Here is a 25,348-nt window from a genome sequence, read left to right on the forward strand (position 1 = left end):
TCGACGGCGGACGGCGTCGGAGCGCATCGCCGACAATCCGAGGAAGTCCGGGAGGTATAATGCCCCATGGTAATTAAAATGGATAGTAAATATTATCACTCGGCATGCCAAGGATCGAGACACGCATGAGCACGACCGATGCCGTCACCGCCGACGACGGGACCGCAGACCGCTGGGCGGCCGTTCGCGACCTCCCCCCGAGCGCGAAGCTGGTCGCGAAGGTACTGGACTACAACGACACGCTCACCCAGAGCGAGCTGGCGGAGGAGACGCTGCTCCCGCCGCGGACCGTTCGGTACGCGCTGTCGCGGCTCGAAGAGGAGGGCGTCGTCGACTCTCGGTTCTCCTTCACGGACGCGCGTAAGCGGCTGTACTCGCTGGGGATCTGAGCTCGCTCGGCATCTGAACGCGGACGGCCGATCGCTTATACCCGGTGCCGCGCCAGTCGGCCCGTGGTCTCGACTACCGCCGTCAAGCGCGCGCTGTCCGCGCTCGCGACGCGCACCGACACCGCGAGACGCCCCTACGTCGCCGTGATCGACGAGGCCGACGCCGCGCGTTCCGATCTGCGCCGCGCCGCCGGGTTCATCGACGCCGTCGGTCTCGACCGACTCGCGGAGGCGGTCGACGCCGCGAATCACGCGGGCGACGAGGCCGCCGCCGAGCGCGGACGCGACGCGCTCGCGGCGTACCGGGCGTTTCGACGGGCAGCAGCGGACGGATCGGCAGACCACCGTGACCGTACCGACCGCGACACCGAGACGGAGCGGAGGTGCGACCACTTCCGCTCCGGCCCCGGAATCCCTAAGCCGGACACCGGCCAAGGCACGGACAGATGACACGGGTGATCCACACCGGCGACACCCACATCGGGTACTCGCAGTACCACTCGCCGGTCAGACGCCAGGACTTCCTCGACGCGTTCGAGACCGTGGTCGACGACGCGGTCGACGACGGCGTCGACGCCGTCGTCCACGCCGGCGACCTCTTCCACGACCGCCGCCCCGAACTCCGCGACCTGATGGGGACTATCTCCGTCCTCCGTCGGCTCGACGACGCCGGAATTCCCTTTCTCGCCGTTGTCGGCAACCACGAGTCGACGCGGGGCGGCCAGTGGCTCGACCTCTTCGAGCGGCTCGGACTCGCGACCCGGCTGGGCGACGAGCCGGTCGTGGTGGGCGACACCGCCTTCTACGGACTCGACCACGTCCCCGTCTCGCGGCGCGACGACCTCGACTACGCGTTCGCCGACCACGACGCCGAGTACGCCGCCCTCGTCGCGCACGGTCTCTTCGAGCCGTTCGGCTACGCCGACTGGGACACCGAGACCGTGCTGACCGAGAGCGACGTCGCGTTCGACGCGATGCTGCTCGGCGACAACCACACCCCCGATACCGCGCAGGTCGCCGACACGTGGGTGACGTATCCGGGATCGACAGAGCGCGCGAGCGCGAGCGAACGCGAGGGGCGCGGCTACAACCTCGTCGTCTTCGACGCCGACGCGGCGGGCGGCGACGACCGCGTGGAGATCCGGCGCCGGGCGCTCGACACGCGCCCGTTCGTCTTCGTCCCCGTCGAACTGCGCGAGGGGGAAGGCGAGTCCCGAGTTCGCGAGCGCGTGCGCGAGTACGACCTCGTGGAGGCGGTCGTCCACGTCGAGATCACCGGCGAGGGGGATCCGGTGACGCCGGCCGCCGTCGAGGAGTTCGCGACCGACGAGGGCGCGCTCATCGCGCGCGTCACGGACCGGCGCGAGGTGGAGACCGACGGCGAGGTCGACGTGAGCTTCGCCGACCCGGAGGACGCCGTCCGCGACCGACTCGACGAGATGTCGCTCTCGACCGCCGCGCGCGACGTCGAGAACGCGGTCCGCGCGGACACCGTCCCCGACGCTAACGTCCGCGAGACGGTGAAACGCAGAGTCGAGGAGCAGCTTGACGAGGAGGGGGACCTCGATGCGTTCGAGCCGGTCAATTCCGCCGACAGCGACTCCGACGAGCAGCCGGACGCTGACGAATCGGACGCTGACGGATCGGATGCTGATGAATCGGACGCCGATAGAGCGGGACCCGGTGAAGCGGACGCCGAGTCCGATCCCGCGGAAACCGCGGACCCCGACCCGGCGGCGACCGACGGACAGGTCTCCATGGAGGACTACCTGTGAAGTTCGACCGCGTCCGCCTCGCGAACTTCAAGCCGTACGGCGACACCGACCTGCGGCTGACCGAGGGAGTGACGGTCATCCACGGTCTCAACGGCAGCGGGAAGTCGTCGCTGCTCGAGGCCTGTTTCTTCGCCTTATACGGGTCGAAAGCGCTCGACGGCACCCTCGAAGACGTCATTACCAATGGCGAGGAGGAGACGGAGGTCGAACTGTGGTTCACCCACGACGGCGTCCCCTATCGCGTCGAGCGGCGACTCAAGTCCTACGACGGCCGGATCGACCACCAGTGTACCCTCGAATCGACCGACGAGAGCGACGTGACCCGCGACGGCGCGCGAGCGGTTCGCGAGTTCGTCACGGAGCTGCTGCGGATGGACGCCGAGGCGTTCGTCAACTGCGCGTACGTCCGGCAGGGAGAGGTGAACAAGCTGATCAACGCCACCCCGCGAGAGCGACAGGACACGATCGACGACCTGCTCCAGCTGGGGAAACTGGAGGAGTACCGCGACCGCGCCGGCGACGCCCGGCTCGGCGTCGAGGACGTCCTCGAGAACCGGCGCGGTCGACTCGATCAGCTCGACGAGCAGATCGCGGCGAAGGAGGACCGCGACCTCCACGGGCGGCTCAACGAACTTGAGAGCGAACTCGCCGAGGTCGCAGACGAGATCGACCGGTACGAGACGCAACGGGAGCAGGCGAAGGAGACGCGCGAGACCGCCGCGGAGACGCTGTCGACGCACGCGGAGAAGCGGGAGAAGCTGGAGGCGGTCGAGACCGAGATCGACGAGATCGAAGCGGCGATCCGGAGCGCCGAGCGCGAGCGCGACGACCACCGCGACGCGATCCGCGAGAGCCGGGAGCGGATCGACGAGATCGAAGCGGCGATCGACGAGCGGCTCGACGACGCCGGCCTCGACGCGGCGAGCGAGGAGGCCATCGCCGAACGTCGCGCGGAACTCGACGACCGAGAGGCGGAGATCCGCGAGGATCTCGACGAGGAGCGGGTGAACGCCGAGGCGCTCCGCAATCAGGCGACGAACCTCGCCGGAAAGTCCGACGACCGCGTCGAGCGGGCCGGAGAGGTCGAAGAGGAGGCAGACGACCTCGCCGAGGAGGCCGAGGCGGCCGCGGACGAGGCCGACGAGCGCGAGTCCTCGATCGCGGGACTCCGCGAGGAGGCGGAGACGCTGCGCGAGCGGTTCGCGGCCGCCGACGCCGACGTCGACCGCGACGGCGTCGGCGACGAGCGCGAGCGGCTCCGAGAGCGACGGGGCGAGGTCCGCGAGCGGATCGCGGAGCTGTCGACGGAGCTAAAGAACGCACGCGAACGCGTCGAAGAGGCAGAAGAGCTGCTCGCGGCGGGGAAGTGTCCGGAGTGCGGCCAGCCGGTCGAGGACTCGCCGCACGCGAGCGGGATCGACGATGACCGCGAGCGGGTGGCGGAGCTCGAGACCGAACTCGAAAGCGCCCGCGAACGCGAGAGCGACCTCGACGATCGGATCGCGGAGCTGAACGAGCTCGCGGCCGCAGCGGACCGGCTCGACGAGATCGACGAACGGGTCGAAACGCTCGAAGGGCGGGTCGAAGAGAAGCGCGCGGAGGCCGAGCGGAAGCGAGACGCCGCGGCGGAGAAGCGCGAACGCGCCGCGGAGCTCCGCGAGGAGGCCGAGGAGACCCGCGAGGTCGCCGCGGAGAAGCGCGAAGAGGCCGAGGGGGCCGCGGAGCGCGTGACCGAACTGGAGGAGTCGCTGTCGGCGATCGACGACGCTCGCGGGGCGGTGACGGAGATCGAAGAGCATCTGTCGGCAATCGCGGACGCGGAAGACGAGATCGAACGTCGTCGAGAGAAGCGCGAGAGCCTGACGGAGGTGAACGACGAGCGGCGCGACCGCCTCGCGGACAAGCGCGAGCGACGCGACGAGCTCGCGGATGCCGTCGACGAAGACGCGGTCGAGAAGGCGAAAGAGCGGAAAGAGGACGCCGAGCAGTACCTCGAAGAGGTCGCCGGCGAACTCGACAGCCTCGACGAGCGACGGACGGAGCTCCAGAACGCGATCGGCGGGGTGAAAGGCGAGATTCGAGAGCTGGAGGAACTTCGCGAGGAGCGCGAGGCGCTCGGAGAACGGGTCAGGTCGCTCGAGAATCTTCACGAGGAGACGAGCGAGCTGGAGTCGATGTACGGCGACCTGCGCGCAGAGCTCCGCCAGCGCAACGTTACCGAGCTGGAACGCACGCTGAACGAGACGTTCGATCTCGTCTACGGCAACGACGCCTACTCGCACATCGAGCTGGACGGCGAGTACGTCCTCACGGTCTACCAGAAGAACGGCGAGCCACTCGACCCGGAGCAGCTCTCCGGCGGCGAGCGCGCCCTGTTCAACCTCTCGCTGCGCTGTGCGATCTACCGGCTGCTCTCGGAGGGGATCGAGGGCGCGGCGCCGACCCCGCCGCTCATCCTCGACGAGCCGACCGTCTTCCTCGATGCCGGCCACGTCTCGCGGCTCGTCCGGCTCGTTGAGGAGATGCGCGGGTTCGGCGTGGCGCAGATCGTCATCGTGAGCCACGACGACGAGCTGGTGGGCGCGGCCGACGAGCTGGTCACCGTCGAGAAGGACCCGCGCTCGAACCGGTCGACCGTCCGCCGGGAGGACGCGGCGGAACTCGACGTCGCCGAACTCGCCGACGACTGAGCGCCCCCGCTGCGCCGGTTCTTTTTATAAGCGTTCGATGACAACGCGACCGGCAGAACTCCGCGGCGACACCGCCGACGGGGACCGCGACGACATCCGACCTCCCGCGTCGGCGCGTGCCTGCGAGCGGCCGCCCTCGGCGGCCGCGAGTCGCGAGGGACCGGAGGTCCCTCTGGCAGCCGGCGCGTAGCGCCGGCGACAGCACGCGCGAGGGAGTCGGTGATCCGGAGCGAAGCGGAGGACCACCGACGAGGCTGGGAAAGCGTGAGGCTCACGCTCGGCCGATCGAGGAAACGGACGCAAACAGCCGCGGACGGCCACGAACCGCGCTTATAAGTGGAGGATCAGTCGCCGTCGCGCTCGTCAACCCCACCGCCCTCGCCGCCCTCCGACCCACTCCGCAGCAGTCCCATCGCCTCGATCGCGACCGTGGTCGCCTCGTAGCCGCGTCGCCCCGCGACATCGACCTCGTCGACCAGCCCGGCCGCACGGAACTCCGTGATCGCGCCGTGGAGATCGGACTCACACATGTCGGCCGCGTCGAGCAGATCGATCGCGGCGATCGGTCCCTCGTCGACGACCACCGCGAGCAGGCCGAGCGACCGGTCGTCGCGGACCGCCCCGAGCGTCCGACGGACGGGTTCCGGAACGCCCGAGGCAGCGGTCGCCAGCGCCGACTCGCCGTCCACGACCCGGAGGTCGTCGTTGTCGACGTACCGCTCCGCGCCGGTGGCGGGGTCCCGCACACGACTCGACTCGGCGGACCGTTTCACGAGGAGGTACGTCTCGCCCTCGTCGTTGCGAACCGTCTCCATAGGTGAAAGAGCGCGGGCGTCGGACATTACGCTTCCGGGGGCGTCGGGTCGGTATCGGCGTCCGGCTCGTCCGTCTGCTCGTCGGAGTCCGACCCGTCGATCCCGTCTCGCGAGCGCTTCCACGCTCGGTACGTCTGGTAGGTCCGAACGCCCGCTAAGAGCCCGGCGACGAAGAGGGCCACGCCGATCCGCGACCGGCCCTCGAAGAACCACACCATCGGCCCGAGCGCGACGAGGAGGACGGCGGCGTTGGCGTAGACGACGGCGACGACGAACGCGCGGAGAGTCGCCTGGTCCACCTCGCTCCCGCCCTCGAAGTCCTCGTCGCCGTCGTCGTCGAACGACTTCACCGAGGGGGCCTCGGGGATGTCGGGCGTCATCTCCCGCTCGGCGTCGGAGCTCTCCCCGAAGGAGACCTCGCCCTCGTCGTCCTCGTCGAGGCTGAACACGCCCGGGCGTACGCCGCGCTGGGGCAAAGGGGTTCCGTCCGAACGCGCGGGTACGGCCGCGTACTCACCGCCGTCGCTGCGAACACGTCCGAAGCAGGGTCGGAAAGCGAGCGTGGGGACCCGGTCGGGCCGCGATCAGACCGCGTCGGCGAGCCGCACCGTTCGGCTCGCTTCGACCCACGCGAGGGGGTTCGTCGCGTCGAAAAGCACCACGTTCCCGTCGTCCTCGTACACCTCCACCTCGTCGTCGACCGCGTCGGAATCGGCCGGGCGAGCCACCTGGGGTTCGGAACGTGGGTCCGAAGACATAGACCGTGGTAAGTCATCACACATTAAATGCTTTTCCGTGGCGGGAGACCTCGCCGGACCCGAAAGCCGAGTTTTTTAGCCGGGTGCCGCCGAAGGACGGGTATGACTCAGTCGGGGCTGTCGGACTTCTCGTCGAGCGGAGACGCGAGCGAGGGGACCGACGGCGACACGGAAACCGAGCGAGAGGCTCTGGCCGCACAGGAGGCGGCCGTCGTCGCCGGCGGCGGGCGGGGGCGCGTCAGCGACGTCGTCGACGTCGACGAGGCGAAGTTCCCGGAGTCGACGGGGACCGTCGAGCTGATGATCACCCAGATCGACTACGCCGTCGAGGGGTACGGCAGCGACGAGTATCCGGTCGTCCACGTGTTCGGTCGGAGACCGGCCGAGAACGTCGACGACGACGTCGACCACGACACCGTCGAACACCTCCGCGTGCTCGGCGTCGAGCCGTACTTCTACGTCCCCACGGCCGACCTCGACCGCGACCCCGTTGAGGAGTACGACGTGGTGATCGGAACGCGCGAGGAGAACGCGGAGGGAGAGCCGTACGAGAGCATCCGCGGCGAGCCGCTCACCCGGATCGTCACCCGGACGCCCCGCGACGTGGGGAACATCCGCGACGACTTCGCTACGAGCTTCGAGGCGGACATCCTCTTCCCGAACCGCTTTCTGATCGACAACGGGATCAACGGCGGGATCCGCGTCGAGGAGCGCCGCCTCGATGACGGGGAGGGAACGATACAGGTTCACGAGGGGCACCTCGAACCCGCCGAGGTCGACGCGGAGATGCGGGTGAACACCTTCGACATCGAGGTCGACGACCGACGCGGCTTTCCCGAGGACGGCGAGGAGCCGATCATCTGTCTCACCAGCCACGACTCCTACGACGATCAGTACGTCGTCTGGCTGTACGACGCGCCGGTGACCGAGATCCCGCCCCCGGAGGATCTCCCCGACTACGAGGGGATCGTCGGAGATGAGAGCGGGGAGCTCGACTTCGAGGTCCGCACCTTCGAGGAGGAGGCCGCGATGCTCGACGCGTTCGTCGAGTACATCGACGACACCGACCCGGACCTGCTGACCGGGTGGAACTTCGAGGACTTCGACGCACCGTACGTCCTCGATCGGCTAGAGGTTCTCGACGACGGGAGCGAGTACGACCTCGACGTCGACCGCCTCTCCCGTATCGGGGAGGTGTGGCGCTCCGGCTGGGGCGGTCCCGACGTGAAAGGGCGGGTCGTCTTCGACCTGCTGTACGCCTACAAGCGGACGATGTTCACGGAGCTGGAGTCGTATCGGCTCGACGCGGTCGGCGAGCGCGAGCTCGGCGTCGGCAAGGAGCGGTACACGGGCGACATCGGCGATCTCTGGGAGCAGGACCCCGAGCGCTTACTGGAGTACAGCATCCGCGACGTGGAGCTGTGCGTCGAGATCGACCGGAAGCAGGACGTGATCGCCTTCTGGGACGAGGTGCGAACCTTCGTCGGCTGTAAGATAGAGGACGCGCCGACGCCGGGCGACACCGTCGACATGTACGTCCTCCACAAGGCGTTCGGGAAGTTCGCGCTCCCGACCAAGGGCCAACAGGAGTCGGAAGATTTCGAGGGCGGCGCCGTCTTCGACCCGATCACGGGCGTCAAGGAGATGGTGACGGTCCAGGACCTGAAGAGCCTCTACCCGATGTGTATGGTGACGATCAACGCCGGCCCCGAGACCAAGGTCGATCCCGCAGAGTACGACGGGGAGACGTACGTCGCGCCCAACGGGACTCACTTCCGGAAGCAGCCGGACGGGATCATGCGCGAGATGGTCGACGAGCTGCTCTCCGAGCGGGAAGAGAAGAAGGCGCTCCGGAACGACCACGACCCCGGCACCGAGCCGTACGAGCAGTACGACCGACAGCAGGCCTCTGTCAAGGTCATTATGAACTGCTTCACTCCGGACACCGAAGTCGTGACTCCCGACGGCGTTCGGTCGATTACGGACTTGGAGGTCGGTGACGCCGTGTACTCGCTCGAACCCGATACGGAGGAGATGGAGGTGAAGACCGTCGAAGAGACCCACGCGTATCCGGATTACCGGGACGAACTCGTCGACATCGAAACGTCGAAGATCGACTTCCGGGTGACGCCGAATCACCGGATGCTCGTCCGGAAGAACGAGACGAACGGGATCACCGAAGACGGGTACAGTTTCGTGGAGGCGGGCGACCTCGACCGGGCGACGAACTACGAACTGCCTCACGACTGGGACGGACCGGACGGCGAACGGATCAACGGGGTCGATCTGACCGAACTCGTCGACGGCGAGTACGAGGTGTGGGTCCGACCCAGCGTCCACGGCCACACGTTCACCGCTGAGCTTGACTGGACGCCGCGGCGCGTGCCGAAGTCGGACGTCGGCGAGACCGGCTACGTGTTCACGGCGGCCGAGTTCGAGGAACACCGCGAGTACGTCGAGTCGGTGTGCGAGACGAGCTACGTTCACCGCGAGTCCGGACGGAAGTGGATTCCGCGGACCTACGACGGAGACGACTTCCTCGAACTGCTCGCGTGGTACGTCACGGAAGGGAACGTGTACACCTCCGAAGAGAAGCGGTTCGGCGACAACCTTCGCGGCTCCGCGACTACGATACAGATCGCACAGGACGCCGTGGCCGACGGCGGCGACTCCGACCACGAGACGATCGGCCAACTCCTCGATCGGATGGGGCTGGACTACTACGTCGACGACCGCAGTTATCAGTTCACCTCGGAGCTGCTCGGCGACCTCCTCCGGGACCGCTGCGGCGACGGGAGTTTCGAGAAGCGGATTCCGGACCGCGTATTCGAGGCGACGAGAACGCAGAAGCGCGCGTTCTTGGAGACCCTGATCGACGGTGACGGTAGCCGACAGACCGGGTCGTGGCGGTACACGACGTCAAGCGAGCGGCTTCGGGACGACGTGCTCCGCCTGTGTGCCCACCTCGGACTCACCGCGAGCTACAACCGGGACAGCGGGAGCTGGCGGATTTACGTCACGGAAGACGCGAAGAACACGCTTCGAATCGCACCGGAGCGGAAGTCGAAGCGAGGCCGAAGACGGTGTCTACTGCGTGACCGTCGAGGACAATCACACGCTCCTCGCAGGGCGGAACGGGAAGTTCCAATTTGTCGGCCAGTCGTTATATGGAGTCACGGGATGGGACCGGTTCCGGCTCTACGACAAGGAGGGCGCGGCGGCCGTCACGGCGACCGGTCGGGAGGTCATCGACTTCACCGAGGAGGCGGCAAACGAACTCGACTACGAAGTCGCATACGGCGACACTGACTCGGTCATGCTTTCGTTATCTGATATGTCGAAGGAGGAGGCGATCGAGACCTCCTTCGAGATAGAGGACCACATCAACGAGCGCTACGACGACTTCGCGCGCGACGAGCTAAACGCTGAGTTCCACCGCTTCCAGATCGAGTTCGAGAAGCTCTATCGGCGGTTCTTCCAGGCGGGCAAGAAGAAGCGGTACGCGGGCCACATCGTCTGGAAGGAGGGGAAAGACGTCGACGACATCGACATCACCGGCTTCGAGTACAAGCGCTCGGACATCGCCGGCATCACGAAAGAGGTCCAACAGAACGTCATCGAGACGATCGTCACGGGCGACGACATCGACGAGGACTTAGAGGAGGTGAAAGAGTACCTCGTGGACGTCATCGCGCGCGTGCTCGACGGCGACATGGACCTCGACGAGATCGGGATCCCCGGCGGGATCGGCAAGAAGCTCGACGCCTACGACACCCCGACCGCGCAGGTCCGCGGCGCGAAGTACGCGAACCTCATGCTGGGGACGAACTTCGGGAGCGGGTCGAAGCCGAAGCGGCTGTACATCGAGAAGGTCCACCCCGACTTCTGGGCGCGGATGGAAGACGAGAAGGGACTCGACCCGCAGCGGGACGCACTGTACGGGGAGTTCAAACGCGACCCGGACGTAATCTGTTTCGAGTACGCCGACCAGGTGCCCGATGAGTTCGAGGTCGACTGGGAGAAGATGCTGGACAAGACCCTGAAAGGCCCCATCGAGCGCGTGATCGAGGCGCTCGGGATGTCGTGGGAGGAGGTCAAGACCGGACAGGAGCAGACAGGGCTCGGCTCGTTCATGTAGTAGAGTCGTGTCTTGGAAATCAGTTTTCGGTCGTTGGAAAAATTCTTAACGGATTCGAGAGTTTTGACGGGTAGATGCGTAACCATTAACCCCCTCAACCCCTACCGTCAACGTACGAGGCACGAGAATACATATGGCTACTCTCGAAATCAACGATCTTCACGCACGAGTGGCGGAAGAGGGCGGCGAACGCATCCTTCTCGGGGTCGACCTGACCGTCGAGTCCGGCGACATCCACGCGCTGATGGGTCCCAACGGCTCGGGGAAGTCGACGCTCGCGAAGGTCATCGCCGGCCATCCCGCCTACGAGGTCACCGACGGCGAGATCCTGCTCCACCTCAGCGAGGAGGACGTCGCCGACGTCGACGCCGATCTGGACGACGAGGACTACCACTGGGAACTCCTCGAGCTGGAGCCGAACGAGCGCGCCGCGCTCGGTATCTTCCTCGGCTTCCAGTACCCCGCCGAGATCGAGGGCGTCACCATGACGAACTTCCTCCGACAGGCCCTCAACGCGAAGGCGGACGAGCGCGAGGAGCTGTTCGAAGAGGAGGACGAGGAAGCGGCGGAAGCCGAAGAAGACGAGGAGGGGTACGAGACCTCTCCGATGGAGGGTCCCGCGGACGACGGCGAGATCGGCGTCGCCGAGTTCCAGGAGATCCTCTCCGAGAAGATGGAGCTGCTCGACATGGACGAGAAGTTCATGCAGCGCTACCTCAACGCCGGTTTCTCCGGCGGCGAGAAGAAGCAGAACGAGGTCCTCCAGGCCGCGATGTTAGAGCCGAGCGTCGCCGTACTCGACGAGATCGACTCCGGGCTGGACATCGACCGCCTGAAGGACGTCTCGAAGGGGATCAACGCACTCCGCGACGAGCAGGGCACGGGCATCCTCCAGATCACCCACTACCAGCGCATCCTCGACTACGTCGAGCCGGACCACGTTCACGTGATGTTAGACGGCGAGGTCGTGAAAAGCGGGGGCGCGGAGCTGGCCGAGAAGCTCGAGGACGAGGGGTACGACTGGGTCCGCGAGGACGCCTTCGAGGCAGCGTAACCGAATGCGGGCACGCGACACACGTAAACACGGGAATCCGTAACAATACACTATGAGTTCACAACAGGACGACCTCAAGGAGACAGACACCGAGGCCCGCTTCGAGTTCAAGAAGGAGGAGAAGTCCGCCTTCCAGACTGAGAAGGGTCTCACCGAGGAGACGGTCCGCGTCATCTCGGAGGACAAAGACGAACCGGAGTGGATGCTGGAGCGCCGCCTTCGCGCGCTCGAGCAGTTCCAGGAGATGCCGATGCCGACCGACTGGCCCGGCCAGCCGGACCTCTCGGAGATCGACATCAACGAAATCGTTCCGTACATCCGGCCGGACATCGACAAGCGCGGCGGCGCCGACGACTGGGAGGATCTCCCCGAAGAGATCCAGGACACGTTCGACAAGCTGGGCATTCCGGAGGCCGAGAAGAACGCGCTCTCGGGCGTCGGCGCGCAGTACGAGTCCGAGATCGTCTACCAGAACATGCAAGAGCAGTGGGAGGAGAAGGGCGTCATCTTCTGTGACATGGACAAGGCTGTCCAAGAGCACGAGGAGATCGTCCGCGAGCACTTCATGACGAAGTGCGTCCCCCCGAGCGACAACAAGTTCGCGGCGCTTCACGGCGCCATCTGGTCGGGCGGCTCGTTCGTCTACATCCCGGAGAACACCACCGTGGAGATGCCGATTCAGGCGTACTTCCGGATGAACTCCGAGGGGATGGGCCAGTTCGAGCACACGCTCATCATCGCCGAGGAGGGCTCGGAAGTCCACTACATCGAGGGCTGTTCCGCGCCGAAGTACTCGGCGTTCAACCTCCACTCGGGCGGCGTCGAAGTGTTCGTCGGCGAGGACGCCCACGTTCAGTACTCGACCGTCCAGAACTGGTCGAAGAACACGTACAACCTCAACACCAAGCGCGCAATCGCCGAGAAGGGCGGGCGCATGGAGTGGATCTCCGGCTCGATGGGATCGAAGGCGACGATGCTGTATCCGTCGACGATCCTGAAGGGCCGCGGCGCCTCCGACAACCACATCACCATCGCCTTCGCGGGCGAGGGCCAGGACATCGACACGGGCGCGAAGGTGTACCACAACGCGCCCGACACGAAGTCCACCGTCGAGTCGAAGTCGATCGCGAAGGACGGCGGCCGCACCAACTACCGCGGTCTCGTCCACATCGCGGACGGCGCGGAGAACTCCTCGACCGCCGTGGAGTGCGACGCGCTGATGTTCGACAACGAGTCGACGTCGGACACGATGCCGTACATGGAGATCAACGAGTCGAAGGTCGACGTCGCCCACGAGGCGACCGTCGGCAAGATCGGCGACGAGGACATCTTCTACCTCCAGTCGCGCGGTCTCGACGACGACGACGCCAAACAGATGATCGTCTCGGGGTTCATCGAGCCGATCACGGAGGAGCTGCCGATCGAGTACGCCGTCGAGCTGAACCGGCTCGTCGAGCTGGAGATGGAGGGTTCGCTCGGATAACATGAGCACGCAAGCAATCGAGAGCCTCTCGGAGGACACGGTACGACGCATCGCAGACGAACGCGACGAGCCCGAGTGGCTCTTGGAGACCCGCCTGAACGCGCTTTCGGCGCTGGAGACGGCAGAGCTTCCCGACGTCATCCAGACGCCGGGGCGCCGCTGGACCGACCTGGAGTCGCTGGACTTCGAGGCGCTCGTCGACCCGCTGAACCAGGCTGACGAGACCGAGCGGACCGCGGGCGACGACGACGTCGTCGTCCTCCCGTTCACCGAGGCGCTCGACGAGTACGGGAACGTCATCGAGGCGAACTTCGGCTCCGTCCTCGACCCCGAGCACAACTACCTCACGGCGCTTTCGGTCGCGCTGTTCACCACGGGAACCTTCGTCTACGTCCCCGAGGGCGTCGACGTCGAGGACGTGACGGTGCGCGCGGAGATGAACTCCCGCTCGCTTTTCAGCCAGACGCTCGTCGTCGCCGAGGAGTCGTCGTCGGTGACGATCCTCGAATCGATCGAGACGGGTGACGGCGAGGTCGCCGACGACCGGTACTTCTCGAACCTCGTCGAGGTCGTCGCGGGCGAGAACGCGAACGTCCAGTTCGGCTCGCTCCAGAACCTCGACGACGACTCGTACACCTACTCGCTGAAGCGCGGCGTGACCGACACGTACGCGACGGTCGACTGGATCGAGAGCAACTTCGGCTCGAAGCTCACCCGCTCGGACATCGAGACCGAGCTCAACGGCGACGGCTCCGAGAGCCAGATCGTCGGGACGTTCTTCGGCACCGACGACCAGCACTTCGACATCAACGCTCGCGTGTGGCACCAGGCGGAGCAGACGACCGCCGACCTCGTCACGCGCGGCGTGCTCGACGACGTCGCCCGCTCCGTTTACGAGGGGGTTCAGGACGTCGGCGAGGACGCGTGGAACACCTCCAGCTACCAGCGCGAGAACACGCTGATGCTGTCGGACGACGCCGAGGCCGACGCGTCGCCGAAGCTGATCATCCACAACCACGACACCGAGGCCTCTCACTCCGCAACGGTCGGACAGGTCGACGCCGAGGACCTGTTCTACTTAGAGAGCCGCTCGATCGACTCGCGGACGGCCCGGAACATGCTCGTCGAGGGCTTCTTCGTGCCCGTCTTAGAGGAGATCGCGGTCGACGAGTTCCGCGACGACGTCGAGGAACTCGTCTTGGAGCGCCTCCAGTAGGCCGTCGGCGCTCGGGGGTCGCCCGCCGAGCGGATTTTTTCGACCCCGCCTCACCCCGTAGCGACCGGTCCGCGAGGGGAACGGCTTAAGAGCGACGGCGCCCGAGACGGAGGTATGCGAACCCGTGTATCGCGCCGTCTCGGGTGGTCGCGGTGAGCGTGAGCCAGCGGGTCGCCTCCGACGACCAACTCGCGCGGCTGCTCCAGATCGGAATCGTGCTCGAAGAGGTCGTCGAAGCGCGAACGCACCGCCACTACCAACAGCTGGACGCCGAACTCGACGAGGAGGTGGAGACACTGCTCGCGGACGCGGCCGAGGAGTCGGCCGACCACCGCGAACGGCTGGAGGCCCTCATCGAGGGGTTGGGCGTCGACAGCGTCCCGTTCGGCGAGATCGAGTCGCTGGTCGACGCCCGCTACGGGCGGACGCGACCCGAGGATTTCGACGACGTGTTGTACGACCAGCTGTGCAACGAGGAGACGGCCTACAAGTTCTACGACGACCTCATCGAAGCGATCGAGGACTCGGACGTGACGTTCTCGATCGACCGCGAGGAGCTGCTCGCGACCCTGACGACGATCCGCGACGAGGAGGCCGAGGGAGTGCGCGAGGTCACGGAGGTCATGGAGCGCCGATGAACCGGGCAGACGAGTCGCCGACGAGCGCCGACGGAGGACAGCCGTGAACACCGCAGATCAGTACCTCAAGACGATATACGTCGTACAGGACAGCGAAGACGGTCCCGCATCGACCGGATCGATAGCCGACGCGCTCGGCGTCAGCCCGGCCAGCGCCAACGAGATGATCGGCAAGCTCGAAGAGCGCGGGCTGGCGGAACACGAGAAGTACAAGGGCGTCAAGCTCACCGACGACGGGATAGTCCGGGCGAGAGACGCCCTCCAGACCTACTGTATCATCGAGCGGTTCCTCGCGAACGTCCTCGCGGTCGAGGACTTCCAGTCCGAGGCCCGCGAGCTGGAGGCCGTCATCGACGACACGGTCGCGGAGCGGCTCGACACGATCATCGACCGCCAGCCGGAGTGTCCGGACTGCTTTGACCCGGAGACCGACGCCTGCGCGTGTCTGGAGGTCGCGCCGACGCCGGTCGAACCGGAACAGCAGTAGAACTCACGGGGGGTCTCGGTCCCTCTCCCCTTAGACGCCGGTCGAGTAGCGCAGAATACCCGCGATTCCGCCGAAGGCGTCGAGCAGCTGTTCGCCCTTCTCGAAGTCCGTCGAGATGAACTTCGTGTCCGTCCCGCGCTGTTCTGCGATGGCCATCAGGTGTTCGATGACGTCCTCGCGCTCGTCGACCCCGGCCTCCTCGCCGCACTCGCTACACTCGTGGTCGGGCGTCGAGTGTCGCGAGTCGATCACCTCGTACTCCTCGTGCTCGTTCGGACACTCGTAGACGACGACGTCGGAGCGGAGGTCCTCGGAGATGAGCAGGCGGTCGACCGACCCCATGATCAGGTTCCGGCGGGTCTGTTCGAACCCGTACGTCGCCTCCTCGCCGGTGTTGAGCTTCTCGAAGAACTCCTCCATGTTGCGTTTGTCCTCGACGATCTCCTGGTCGGCGAGCACCTCGCTGGCGTTGTCGACGAGGTCCTTCAGTCCGGACTCGTCCGTGTAGGCCACGTCGAACTTGCCGAGGACCTTGTCCTGTAGCTCGTGGTGGAGGTAGTCGCCGTCGAGGAACTCGTCTTTCGTCGGCGACGGGCCGCCGACCAAGATCCCGTCCAGCTCGTGGCGCTTGTCGACGAACAGGTCGTCGGCCATCCCCGCGACCTCCTGATAGAAATTGTCGATGGCTTCGAGGCGCAGGCGGGCGAACCGCTGTGCGGACTGCCCACCTTTCCGCTGTTTGCCGGGGACGAGCGAGGAGGCGGACTTGACCGGCTCGACGCGTTTCCCCTTCAGCCAGCCGACGTTCGCCTCGCGGCGATCGAGGACGATGAGCCCGAACAGCCCGGAGTCCTCCAGCATGTGTTCGAGCGGCTCGGTGAGGAACTCGGAGTCGCAGTGGTAGCGGAACGACTCCACCGGCTGCGGGGGCGACTCCAGCGTCCGGGTGACCATGTCTGTCTGCCCGCCGCCGGCGTCGATGGCTCCCGAGAAGATCACGATCCCGTTGTCGGGCGGGAAGGTGTCGTAGTAGCGCAGACGGTCCTTGATCGACGTCAGCGCGTCCTGAACGGCCGTCCGGGTCTGCTTCGACTTGATGTTCGACGCCTCGCTGTGTTCCTGGGTGACGTGGGCCACCACGTCGGAGATCTGCCTGTCTTCGGGGATGTAGATGGTGACGAGCTGGGTGCCGGAGCCCTCGTACTCTTTGAGCTCCTCGATGACCTTGCGGAACTCGTACTTCCGGCGGTCCTCGTTCGCCTCCTGTGCGTCGCTGCTCATTACCTACAGTTCGCCCCCGTGCGGGTAAGTAAGCTTTGACCTCCGGGCTGTACCCGGCGAGACGCCCCGTGTCGGCGGCGAGGACCCGCGTCGGCTGGGGACCGTATCGCCTGGGGTCGCTACGCGTAGTGCGCTTCGAGGTAGTCGACGATGTCGTCGCTCTCGTACATCGTGACGCCGCGATCGGTGTCGACGAGGTACGGGATCTGGTCTTCGCCGCCCGCGGTGAGCTCGTCGTGGGTCACCTCGTTGGTCACGTCGCCGCCGACGCCGCCCGGGAGCCGCGGGTTGTGCGTGACGTAGGAGACGCCGAGCTCGGAGAGCGTCTCGCGGACCTTCGCGCAGTGCGGACAGCCTTCCGACTGGTAGAGTTCGAGCATCGGTCGACGGTACGGCCGCCGGAGCAAAACGGTTTGCGGGGACGACGCGCCGTCCCGGAGTCGCGTCTCCCGACCCGGCCTACATCGACTCCGGCGCCTCGACGCCCAGCACGTCGAGCGCGTTCGCCATCGTGTGTTTCGCGGCCGCGACGACCGCGACGCGGGCGTCGCGCAGCTCGTCGGTCTCGGCGGTCACGACCGGGCACTCGCGGTAGAAGGCGTTGTACGCGTCGGCGAACTCGCGGGTGAACGTCGCGATCGTGTGCGGCTCCAGGTCGTCCGCGGCGGCCTCGATCGCCGCGGGGAAGCGCGCGACCTCGCGCAGGAGGTCGCGGGCCGCGTCGGTCTCGAGGGCGCTCGCGTCCACGTCGAGCGCGTCGAGGTCGACGTCGCCGTCGGCGTCTTCCGTCACGCCCGGCACGTCGATCCCGGCGGCCGCGGCCTCGCCGAGGATGCCGGCGCAGCGCGCGTGGACGTACTGGACGAACGGGGCCGACTGCGCCTCGAAGTCGAGCGCGTCCTCCCACTCGAAGGTGATCGCCTTCGCGGGCTGTTTCGAGACGATGTCGTACCGGACCGCGCCGATCCCGACCTGGTGGGCGATGCGCTCGACGTCCTCGTCGGTGAGGTCGTCGTCGCGGATGCGGTCGTCCATCCGGGACTCGACCGCCTCTCGGGCGCGGTCGATCGCCTCGTCGAGCAGGTCGTCGAGCATCACGCCCGTTCCCTTCCGGGTCGACATCTTCCCGTCGGGGAGGTTGACGTACGAGTAGATGACGTGACCGAGGCGGTCGGCGTCGTTACCGAGCAGTTCGAGGGTCGCGTCGAGCTGGTCGGCCTGCAGCTTGTGGTCCTCGCCGAGGACGGTGACGGCGCGGTCGTAGTTGGCGAACTTCCACTCGTGGTGCGCCAGGTCGCGGGTGGTGTAGAGGCTGGTGTCGTCCGAGCGCAGGAAGACGAGGTTCTTGTCGATCCCCCACTCGTCGAGTTCGAGCTGCCACGCGTCCTCCTCGTAGACGGCCTGATCGGTCTCCTTGAGCCGCGCAGCGATATCGTCGGTGGCGCCGTCGCGCATGAACCGCGTCTCCTTGACGAACTCGTCGAACTCGGCGGGGAGGCGACCGAGACACTCCTTCATCCCGCCGAGGACGGTGTCGACGACCTCGCCGACGCGCTCGTACGTCTCCTCGTCGCCGGCTTCCAGCCCCTGGAGGATTGACTGGATCTCCGCTTCCGCGGCCTCGACCGCGTCGGCGTCGGCCTCCTCCAAGAAGGCGTTCCCCTTGCGGTAGTAGCGCACGAGGTCGTACTCCGCGCGGTCGCGCGCGGGCTCGGCGTCGAGGTCGTCCTCGTCGAACCGCTCGTACGCCCACGTGAACACCGCCATCTGCCGGCCGGCGTCGTTGACGTAGTAGTGGCGGTCCACGTCGTAGCCCGCGTACTCCATGAGGTTCGCGACGGCGTCCCCGACGATGGGGTTGCGCGCGCGGCCGACGTGGACCGGCCCGGTCGGGTTCGCGCTGGTGTGCTCGACCACGACCGAGGTGTCCCGGTCGGGGAGCGCGCCGTAGTCGGCGTCGACGGCGGCCGTGTCGAGGGTGTCCGCGAGGTAGCGCTCGTTCGCGTGGAAGTTGACGTACGGCCCCGCGGTGTCGACGCTCGCGACGTAGTCGGCGCCCTCGACCGACACCGCCTCGGCGACCGTCGCCGCGACGTTCGGCGGCGCGTCGCCCACCTCGCCCGCGAGTCGGAAGGCGACGCTGGAGGCGAGCGTCGCGTCCATGTCGTCGGGCGGGCGTTCGATGCCGAGGTCGTCGGTCGGGAGGTCGAGTTCGGCGAGCGCGTCCGCGAGCGCCGCCTCGACCTCCGACCGGAACTGCCTGAACATACCGTCCGTTCGACGGGCGGGTTAAAAGGCCCTTCCGAAGCGGCTCGGCGGGCGAGGCGTGGGATCGACGAGACAGAAGTGAAGACACTCAGGACTGCGGTGGCGCGTGCCTGCGAGGCCGCATTGCGGCCGAGCAGCACCGCGCGAGGGAGTCGGTGGTCCGGAGCAACGCGGAGGACCACCGACGAGGCTGGGGAGGTGTGAGGCGCGGGGCTGTGCGGTGCGGGGTGGGACTCAAAGGGGCAGGCGCGAGGACGAAGCACGGCGCAGTAAGCACCACAGCGAAGGAGCGAGCAACGCGAGCGACTGAACGAGGAGCACAGCAAGCCGCGCGAGTCCTCGTGCCTGGGGCTTTGGAGGTGCTCTCCGCTGCTCTCTGGTCAATTAGTTATAAATGAGCGATCGAGACTTCGGAAAAATCTCCCTCGAAAAAGCCGGCAGCGTGAGCGTACTCCTATGAGACGATCTCGTCGATAAGCTCGCGCGCGCTCCGCCGGACCGCCTGATCGCTCTCGATAGACGGCTCCCACCCCAGCGCGGAGAGCTTCTCGATCGACAGCCGCATCTTCGGCACGTCGCCGGTCCAGCCGCGGTCGCCGCCGGTGTAGCTGTACGCCGGCTCCACGCCCAGCTCCTCGCTCACGATGTCAGCGATCCGGGTCACCGAGGTCGTCGTCCGCGTCCCGAGGTTGTAGACGTTCAGGTCGTCGTCCGCGTGCTCGACGACGTGCTGGATGGCGTCGACGCACTCGGAGACGTCCGATGTACGACTTCTCCTGGCGGCCGTCGCCGAGGATTTCGAGTTCGCTCGGGTCGGCGTCCAGCTTCTCGATGAAGTCGGGGATCACGTTGCCGCGCTGGCGCGGGCCGACGATGTTCGCGAAGCGGAACACCCACGACTGAACGCCGTAGGAGTGCGCGAACGTCGAGATCAGCGCCTCGTCCGCGAGCTTCGCGGAGCCGTACACGGAGATGGGCGCGAGCGGGGCGTAGTCCTCAGGCGTCGGGCGCGGCGCCTCGCCGTACACCGTCGACGAGGAGGTGAAGGCGAGGTTGGTGACGCCGACCTCGCGCATGCGTTCGAGGACGTTGTACGTCATCGCGGTGTTGTCCTCGAACAGCGCGCGGTCGTCGTCGTAGTTCGTGTCGGTGTACGCCGCGAAGTGGAAGACGATATCGAGTTCGTCGGTGACCGCGCGGGCGACGTCGTCGGGGTCGGTGAGGTCCGCCTCGACGAACTCGGCGCCGTCGGGGACGCGGTCGCGGGTCCCCTTCGAGAGGTCGTCGGCGACGCGGACTGTCGCGCCGCGGTCGAGCAGGCTCGCTGCGAGGTGGCTCCCGACGAGACCGGCGCCCCCGGTCACGAGGACGCGCGAATCGGCAAGGTTCATACCGGCCTGTCGGCCGTCGCGGATAAGTACGTACGGGATCGGTCGAAGCGAGATTCGGCGGAGGGTACGGGGGTTCGGCGTCTCTCGCTCGGCGACGGTCTCGACGGTTCGCGGGGAGGTTCGGCCGTCGGAGGTCAGACGAGGAGTTGGATGTCCGCCTCGGCCATGTCCTGGAGGGCGGTCGCGGCGCCGACGCCCGTGGTGACGCCGTCGTAGAAGTCGTCCTCGTCGTACCCCATCAGATCGATGGTCATCTGACAGGCCTGGAACTCCACGCCCATGTCGAGGCTCGTTTCGAGGAGCTCCTCGATCGTGGCGGTGTCGTTGTCCGCGATCTTCTTTTCCATCATCTTCGTCGTCACGCGGTCCATGCCGGGAAGCGCGGCGACGGCGTTCGGGACGGGCATGTTGGGGTTGCCGACGGAGCTGAGCTTGAGGTTCTTCGAGCGCTCCTCGTGGAGGATCTCGAGCCCCCAGAACGTGTGGAAGACGGTCACCTCGTAGCCGAACGCGGCCGCGGTGCTGGCGAGGATAAGCGGCGGGTACGCCATGTCCAGCGTCCCCTTCGTGGCGATGATGCTCATCTTCTTGCCGCCGTCGTCGGTGGTCTCGGCGAGCGCGGCCTCGAGCTCGTCGACGCGCGCGGCCAGCTCCGCGCGCGAGGGCGCCTCGCCGGCCGGAACGTCCTCGGTCGGCGCCTCGTCGGCCGGCACATCCTCGGTCGACCCGTCGGGTGTGTCCCTCCCCATCGTTACTCCGTCTTGCGGACGTAGTGTTTGTACACGTCGTCTCCTTCCGTCTGGTCGACGAGCTCGACGCCCTCGGTGCCGTCGGCCCAGCCGTCGATGTCGCTCATGCTTCCGGGGTCGGTCGCCAACACTTCGAGGACCGCTCCTTCGGCCAGGTCGTCGATCGCCCCCTTCGTCTTCACGACCGGCATGGGACACGATGCGCCTTTCACGTCGAGCGTCTCCGCGATGTCGTATTCGGCACTCATATGGTATCTGCTCCGTTGATTTGTATTGGAGCTACCACACAATATTATTGCGACAGTTAAAAGAATGTTGTTTCTTGGGTGTATTACGAACGACTGCTTTACCTAAATACACCCATTAGCGGCCGAAATGCGTGTTCAGCCCTGTATACCTCGTTGAGTCGATACTCTGTATTGTATATTGTTCGAACTACTATCCGAACGCTTTTTTACACCCAACTGGTAGACGGGGTGTACAAGATGGACGCCGATGACTTCCCGACGCCGAACGTCGAAGTGGAAACGGTCGCACCGAACGAACTGAAAGATCGAATCGACGCGGGCGAAGACGTCACGCTCCTCGACGTGCGAATGAGCGCCGACTACGAGGAGTGGCGCATCGACGGCGAGAACGTCACCTCGATCAACGTCCCGTACTTCGAGTTCCTCGACGACGAGGTCGACGACGACGTCCTCGACCGGATCCCCGACGACCGCGAGGTGACCGTCCTCTGCGCGAAGGGCGGCGCGAGCGAGTACGTTGCGGGCACGCTCGCCGAGCGCGGCTACGACGTCGAGCACCTCGAAGACGGGATGAACGGGTGGGCGAGGGTCTACGAGACCGTCGAGGTCGAGCGCTACGACGGCGCCGGCACGCTCCTCCAGTACCAGCGCCCCTCGTCGGGCTGTCTCGGCTACCTCCTCTACGACGACGGGGAAGCCGCGATCATCGACCCGCTTCGGGCCTTTACCGACCGCTACCTCGACGACGCCGACGACCTCGGCGTCGACCTGAAGTACGCGCTCGACACCCACGTCCACGCCGACCACATCTCCGGAGTGCGCGACCTCGACGACGAGGGCGTCGAGGGCGTCATCCCCGAGGCCGCGGTCGACCGCGGCGTCACGTACGCCGACGAGCTGACCACGGCCGAGGACGGCGACACCTTCGCGGTCGGCGACGGAACGATCGAGACCGTCCACACGCCCGGTCACACGACCGGGATGACCTCTTACCTCGTCGACGAGAGCCTGCTCGCGACCGGCGACGGGCTGTTCGTCGAGAGCGTCGCCCGCCCGGACCTCGAGGAGGGCGACGAGGGCGCGCCAGACGCCGCGCGCACCCTCTACGAGTCGCTTCAGGAGCGCGTCCTCTCGCTGCCCGACGACACGCTCGTCGGCGGCGCACACTTCAGCGATACCGCCGAGCCGGCCGACGACGGTACCTACACGGCGCCGATCGGCGAACTCGTCGCGGAGATGGACGCACTCACGATGGACGAAGACGACTTCGTCGACCTGATCCTCTCGGATATGCCCCCACGGCCGGCCAACTACGAGGACATCATCGCGACGAACCTCGGCCAGAACGCCGTCGACGACGAGGAGGCGTTCACCCTCGAACTCGGCCCGAACAACTGCGCCGCCAGCCAGGACTCGCTCGCGGGTGACTAACGACGCCGATGGTTGTTGACCCAGTACCCCTTCAGGCTGTCGCCGAGCTGTTCCCCAACGGGATCAGCCGGTACGCCGTCGGCGGGCTACTCGTCGGTCTCGGGACCGTCGTCATCTACGTCGGGACCGGTATCCCGGCCGGGGCGAGCACGTTCCTCGAGTCGACGCTGTCGTACGTCTCAGACCGGTCGCGGTTCGGGCGGTACGTCGCCTCGCGGGACTGGCGGCTCGTGTTCACGGCCGGGATCGTCCTCGGCGGACTCGCGTTCGCCGCGACGTTCCAGTCCGGCGTAGTCACGACCTCGCTGTACGAGCCCGGAACGACCGGCCGCCTCTACGAGGTCGCCGGCGTGACGCTGTGGGCGACCGACGTCCAGCCGTGGCGGCTGTTCTTCGGCGGGATCCTGGTCGGGATCGGGACCCGGATCGGCAAAGGGTGTACGTCCGGACACGGCGTCTGCGGCGTCGGCTCGGCGTCGAAGACGTCGCTGATCGGCGTCGCGACGTTCCTGACCGTGGCGATCGGGACCGCGCAGGTCGTCGCCGCGTTGGGGGTGAGTCCGTGATGTGCGAGACGCGAGCGAGGCGAGGCGCGAGCGGAATGAGCGCCTCGCAGGGCGAACGGCGAACGGACGTGAGCCGTGAGCAGCGAGCGTCTCGAACCGCGCAAACGGGAGCGACCGGAGGGAGCGACACGTGAGCGCCGACCGCCATCCCCTGTTCAAGCCGCTGATCTTCGTCGGCGGCCTGATATTCGGGTTCGGACTCGGGTTCAGCCACATGGCGCGGCCGGAGGTCGTGTTGAACTTCCTCCAGTTCGACGATCTGGGGCTCCCGTTCGTGATGTTCGGGGCCGCGATCGTCTCCGGGGTCGCGTTCGCGCTGCTGCCCCGGCTCCGGGACGCCGCGCCCCTCACGGGCGACCCCTACGAGCGGCGCCTGAAGCCGTTCGACCGGAACGTCCTCGTTGGCGGCGCCGTCTTCGGCGTCGGCTGGGGGCTCTCCGGGATCTGTCCGGGCGCGGCGTACGCCAGCCTCGGCGTCGGAAACGTCGCCATCCTCTGGGCACTCGCCGGGATGTTCGTCGGGGCGTACGCACAGGGCTACTGGCGGAGCCGGAGCGGGGCCCGCGACGGCGCCGCGGCGGGCGCGGACTGACAACCGGCTCGATGGACCCCGCACTCATCGCCCTCTTCGTCGGCGCGGCGCTCGCCAGCCTGTTCATGGCGTGGGTGATCGGCGCCGGGTCGAGCGGCGCGACCCCGTTCGCCCCTGCCGTCGGCGCGAACGCCGTCGGGACGATGCGCGCCGCCCTCCTGGTCGGCGTCTTCGGCTTCGCCGGCGCCGTCACCCAGGGCGGCAACGTCTCGGAGGCCGTCGGCAGCGGCCTCGTCGGCGGGATGGGTCTCCCCGTCGCCGGCGTCATCCTCGTCCTCGTCCTCGGCGCGGGGCTGATGGCGCTCGGTATCGCGACAGGGATTCCGATCGCGACCGCGTTCACCGTCACCGGCGCCGTCATCGGCGTCGGCCTGGCGCTCGGCGGGACGCCGGTCCCGTCGAAGTACCAGCAGATCGGCGCCGTCTGGGCGCTGACGCCGCTCGTCGGCGGCGGCATCGCGTTCGGAATCGCCGGCGTCCTCCCGCGGCCCGGCGTTCCCGAGCGGTACAGCGTTGCGGCCCTCGCCGGAGTCGTCGGGGCCGTACTCGTGAACGTTCAGTTCAGCTTCTTGGGCGAAGGGACCGCGTCCGGCACCGTCCGCAGCCTCGCACAGGGCGCGCTGGCGGTCGACGGCGTCGCGTCGGCGGGCGCGATTACCGGTCTCGCCGCGCTGGCGGTCGGGGTCGTCGTCTGGTGGGACATCGCTCGCGACGAGGAGGGAGGCCTGCGGCGGGTGCTGCTCGCGCTCGGGTCGCTGGTCGCGTTCTCCGCGGGCGGGAGTCAGGTCGGGCTGGCAGTCGGGCCGCTGCTCCCGCTGCTCGACGAGGTGGGGATGATCTCGACGACGGCCGTCCTCGTGGGCGGCGGGCTGGGGATGCTGGTCGGTTCGTGGACGGGCGCGCCCCGGATGATCAAGTCGCTCGCGCAGGACTACTCCTCGCTCGGGCCGCGGCGTTCCATCTCGGCGCTCGTCCCGTCGTTCCTGATCGCGCAGCTGGCCGTCCTCCTCGGCGTCCCGGTCTCGTTCAACGAGATCGTCGTCAGCGCGATCATCGGGAGCGGCGCGGCCGTCGGCGGCCGCGACGCGGTAGACGCGCGGAAGATCCTCGTGACGGTGGGGGCGTGGGCCGGGTCGTTCGCCCTCTCGTTCGCGCTCGCGTACGCCGCCGCGGCGCTCCTCTCATAAATGGAACACACCGCGGCGTCGATTATTAAATCATTCACAGCGGTGGCGCGTGCCGGCGAACGCCCGAAGGGCGTGAGCCGCACACGCGAGGGAGCGGTGAGCGCTCGGAGAGCGCGAACCGCGAGGCTGGGGAGGCGTGAGGTGCCGTGCGGGGCGGTGCGGGGTGGGACTCAAAGGGGCAGCCGGGAGGAC

Annotated in this window: 21 protein-coding genes and 2 pseudogenes; 14 read left to right on the forward strand and 9 right to left on the reverse strand. The window is 67.1% G+C overall.

The features are described 5' to 3' along the window. Positions 1-125: 125 nt before the first annotated feature. The 4 genes from ACODNG_RS07650 to rad50 all read left to right on the forward strand — a co-directional run bounded on the left by ACODNG_RS07650 (position 126) and on the right by rad50 (position 4,854). Positions 126-389 (forward strand): helix-turn-helix domain-containing protein, encoded by a 264-nt coding sequence (locus tag ACODNG_RS07650; protein WP_004598708.1) that lies wholly within the window; start codon positions 126-128, stop codon positions 387-389. 63 nt (positions 390-452) lie between these two features. Next, entirely contained in the window at positions 453-839 is a 387-nt protein-coding gene (locus ACODNG_RS07655) for a hypothetical protein (RefSeq protein WP_434520838.1), read from the forward strand. Then, complete coding sequence (mre11, locus tag ACODNG_RS07660) at positions 836-2,164, forward strand: DNA double-strand break repair protein Mre11 (protein WP_434520839.1); 1,329 nt, start codon at positions 836-838, stop codon at positions 2,162-2,164. The genes ACODNG_RS07655 and mre11 overlap by 4 nt, the downstream gene beginning before the upstream one ends. Further along, positions 2,161-4,854 carry a DNA double-strand break repair ATPase Rad50 gene (rad50, locus tag ACODNG_RS07665; RefSeq protein ID WP_434520840.1) on the forward strand — a complete coding sequence of 898 codons (2,694 nt, stop codon included), beginning with the start codon at positions 2,161-2,163 and terminating at the stop codon, positions 4,852-4,854. Before mre11 ends, rad50 begins: the two co-directional genes overlap by 4 nt. Before the next feature lie 344 nt (positions 4,855-5,198). Here the strand turns inward: rad50 and ACODNG_RS07670 are convergent, their stop codons facing one another. The 3 genes from ACODNG_RS07670 to ACODNG_RS07680 form a co-directional block, all read right to left on the reverse strand. Beyond that, complete coding sequence (locus tag ACODNG_RS07670) at positions 5,199-5,669, reverse strand: DUF7346 family protein (RefSeq protein ID WP_434520841.1); 471 nt, start codon at positions 5,667-5,669, stop codon at positions 5,199-5,201. Positions 5,670-5,695: 26 nt separating this feature from the next. Then, positions 5,696-6,118 (reverse strand): DUF7322 domain-containing protein, encoded by a 423-nt coding sequence (locus tag ACODNG_RS07675; RefSeq protein ID WP_434520842.1) that lies wholly within the window; start codon positions 6,116-6,118, stop codon positions 5,696-5,698. Positions 6,119-6,253: 135 nt separating this feature from the next. Further along, a complete protein-coding gene (locus tag ACODNG_RS07680; RefSeq protein WP_434520843.1) occupies positions 6,254-6,427 on the reverse strand; it encodes a DUF7331 family protein in 174 nt (57 codons plus the stop codon). 102 nt (positions 6,428-6,529) lie between these two features. Here ACODNG_RS07680 and ACODNG_RS07685 point away from each other — a divergent pair. From ACODNG_RS07685 to ACODNG_RS07710, 6 genes and pseudogenes are all read left to right on the forward strand, one after another. Beyond that, positions 6,530-10,565, forward strand: a pseudogene (locus tag ACODNG_RS07685) (DNA polymerase domain-containing protein). Between the two features lie 133 nt (positions 10,566-10,698). Then, a complete protein-coding gene (locus ACODNG_RS07690; RefSeq protein WP_434520844.1) occupies positions 10,699-11,619 on the forward strand; it encodes an ABC transporter ATP-binding protein in 921 nt (306 codons plus the stop codon). A 52-nt stretch (positions 11,620-11,671) separates the two neighbouring features. After that, positions 11,672-13,102 (forward strand): Fe-S cluster assembly protein SufB, encoded by a 1,431-nt coding sequence (gene sufB / locus ACODNG_RS07695; protein WP_434520845.1) that lies wholly within the window; start codon positions 11,672-11,674, stop codon positions 13,100-13,102. Position 13,103: 1 nt separating this feature from the next. Further along, complete coding sequence (gene sufD, locus ACODNG_RS07700) at positions 13,104-14,318, forward strand: Fe-S cluster assembly protein SufD (RefSeq protein WP_434520846.1); 1,215 nt, start codon at positions 13,104-13,106, stop codon at positions 14,316-14,318. A 152-nt stretch (positions 14,319-14,470) separates the two neighbouring features. Continuing rightward, positions 14,471-14,956, forward strand: a complete 486-nt coding sequence (locus ACODNG_RS07705) for a ferritin-like domain-containing protein (RefSeq protein WP_209545959.1) — start codon at positions 14,471-14,473, stop codon at positions 14,954-14,956. 43 nt (positions 14,957-14,999) lie between these two features. Next, positions 15,000-15,443: a metal-dependent transcriptional regulator gene (locus tag ACODNG_RS07710; protein ID WP_434520847.1), complete on the forward strand. Its 444-nt coding sequence runs from the start codon at positions 15,000-15,002 to the stop codon at positions 15,441-15,443. Between the two features lie 30 nt (positions 15,444-15,473). Here ACODNG_RS07710 and prf1 read toward each other — a convergent pair whose 3' ends face one another. The 6 genes and pseudogenes from prf1 to ACODNG_RS07740 form a co-directional block, all read right to left on the reverse strand. After that, a complete protein-coding gene (prf1, locus tag ACODNG_RS07715; protein WP_434520848.1) occupies positions 15,474-16,724 on the reverse strand; it encodes a peptide chain release factor aRF-1 in 1,251 nt (416 codons plus the stop codon). A gap of 119 nt (positions 16,725-16,843) precedes the next feature. Continuing rightward, positions 16,844-17,104: a glutathione S-transferase N-terminal domain-containing protein gene (locus tag ACODNG_RS07720; RefSeq protein ID WP_434520849.1), complete on the reverse strand. Its 261-nt coding sequence runs from the start codon at positions 17,102-17,104 to the stop codon at positions 16,844-16,846. A gap of 79 nt (positions 17,105-17,183) precedes the next feature. Continuing rightward, positions 17,184-18,992, reverse strand: a complete 1,809-nt coding sequence (argS, locus tag ACODNG_RS07725) for an arginine--tRNA ligase (protein WP_434520850.1) — start codon at positions 18,990-18,992, stop codon at positions 17,184-17,186. A gap of 454 nt (positions 18,993-19,446) precedes the next feature. After that, a pseudogene (locus ACODNG_RS07730) lies at positions 19,447-20,383 on the reverse strand (NAD-dependent epimerase/dehydratase family protein). Positions 20,384-20,517: 134 nt separating this feature from the next. After that, a complete protein-coding gene (locus ACODNG_RS07735) occupies positions 20,518-21,132 on the reverse strand; it encodes a DsrE/DsrF/DrsH-like family protein (RefSeq protein ID WP_434520851.1) in 615 nt (204 codons plus the stop codon). Between the two features lie 2 nt (positions 21,133-21,134). Then, complete coding sequence (locus ACODNG_RS07740) at positions 21,135-21,380, reverse strand: sulfurtransferase TusA family protein (RefSeq protein WP_434520852.1); 246 nt, start codon at positions 21,378-21,380, stop codon at positions 21,135-21,137. Positions 21,381-21,617: 237 nt separating this feature from the next. On the opposite strand from ACODNG_RS07740, the gene ACODNG_RS07745 reads away from it, so the two are divergent. The 4 genes from ACODNG_RS07745 (at position 21,618) to ACODNG_RS07760 (ending at position 25,156) form a co-directional block, all read left to right on the forward strand. Further along, a complete protein-coding gene (locus ACODNG_RS07745) occupies positions 21,618-22,811 on the forward strand; it encodes an MBL fold metallo-hydrolase (RefSeq protein WP_434520853.1) in 1,194 nt (397 codons plus the stop codon). 8 nt (positions 22,812-22,819) lie between these two features. Continuing rightward, positions 22,820-23,377 carry a YeeE/YedE family protein gene (locus tag ACODNG_RS07750; protein ID WP_434520854.1) on the forward strand — a complete coding sequence of 186 codons (558 nt, stop codon included), beginning with the start codon at positions 22,820-22,822 and terminating at the stop codon, positions 23,375-23,377. 130 nt (positions 23,378-23,507) lie between these two features. Next, the gene (locus tag ACODNG_RS07755) at positions 23,508-23,969 is read left to right on the forward strand and encodes a YeeE/YedE family protein (protein WP_434520855.1); all 462 of its coding nucleotides are present in this window, start codon (positions 23,508-23,510) and stop codon (positions 23,967-23,969) included. 11 nt (positions 23,970-23,980) lie between these two features. Then, positions 23,981-25,156, forward strand: a complete 1,176-nt coding sequence (locus tag ACODNG_RS07760; protein WP_434520856.1) for an inorganic phosphate transporter — start codon at positions 23,981-23,983, stop codon at positions 25,154-25,156. Positions 25,157-25,348 lie beyond the last annotated feature (192 nt).

The sequence above is a fragment of the Halorubrum sp. AS12 genome, from assembly GCF_051122765.1.
Lineage (GTDB): Archaea > Halobacteriota > Halobacteria > Halobacteriales > Haloferacaceae > Halorubrum > Halorubrum trapanicum.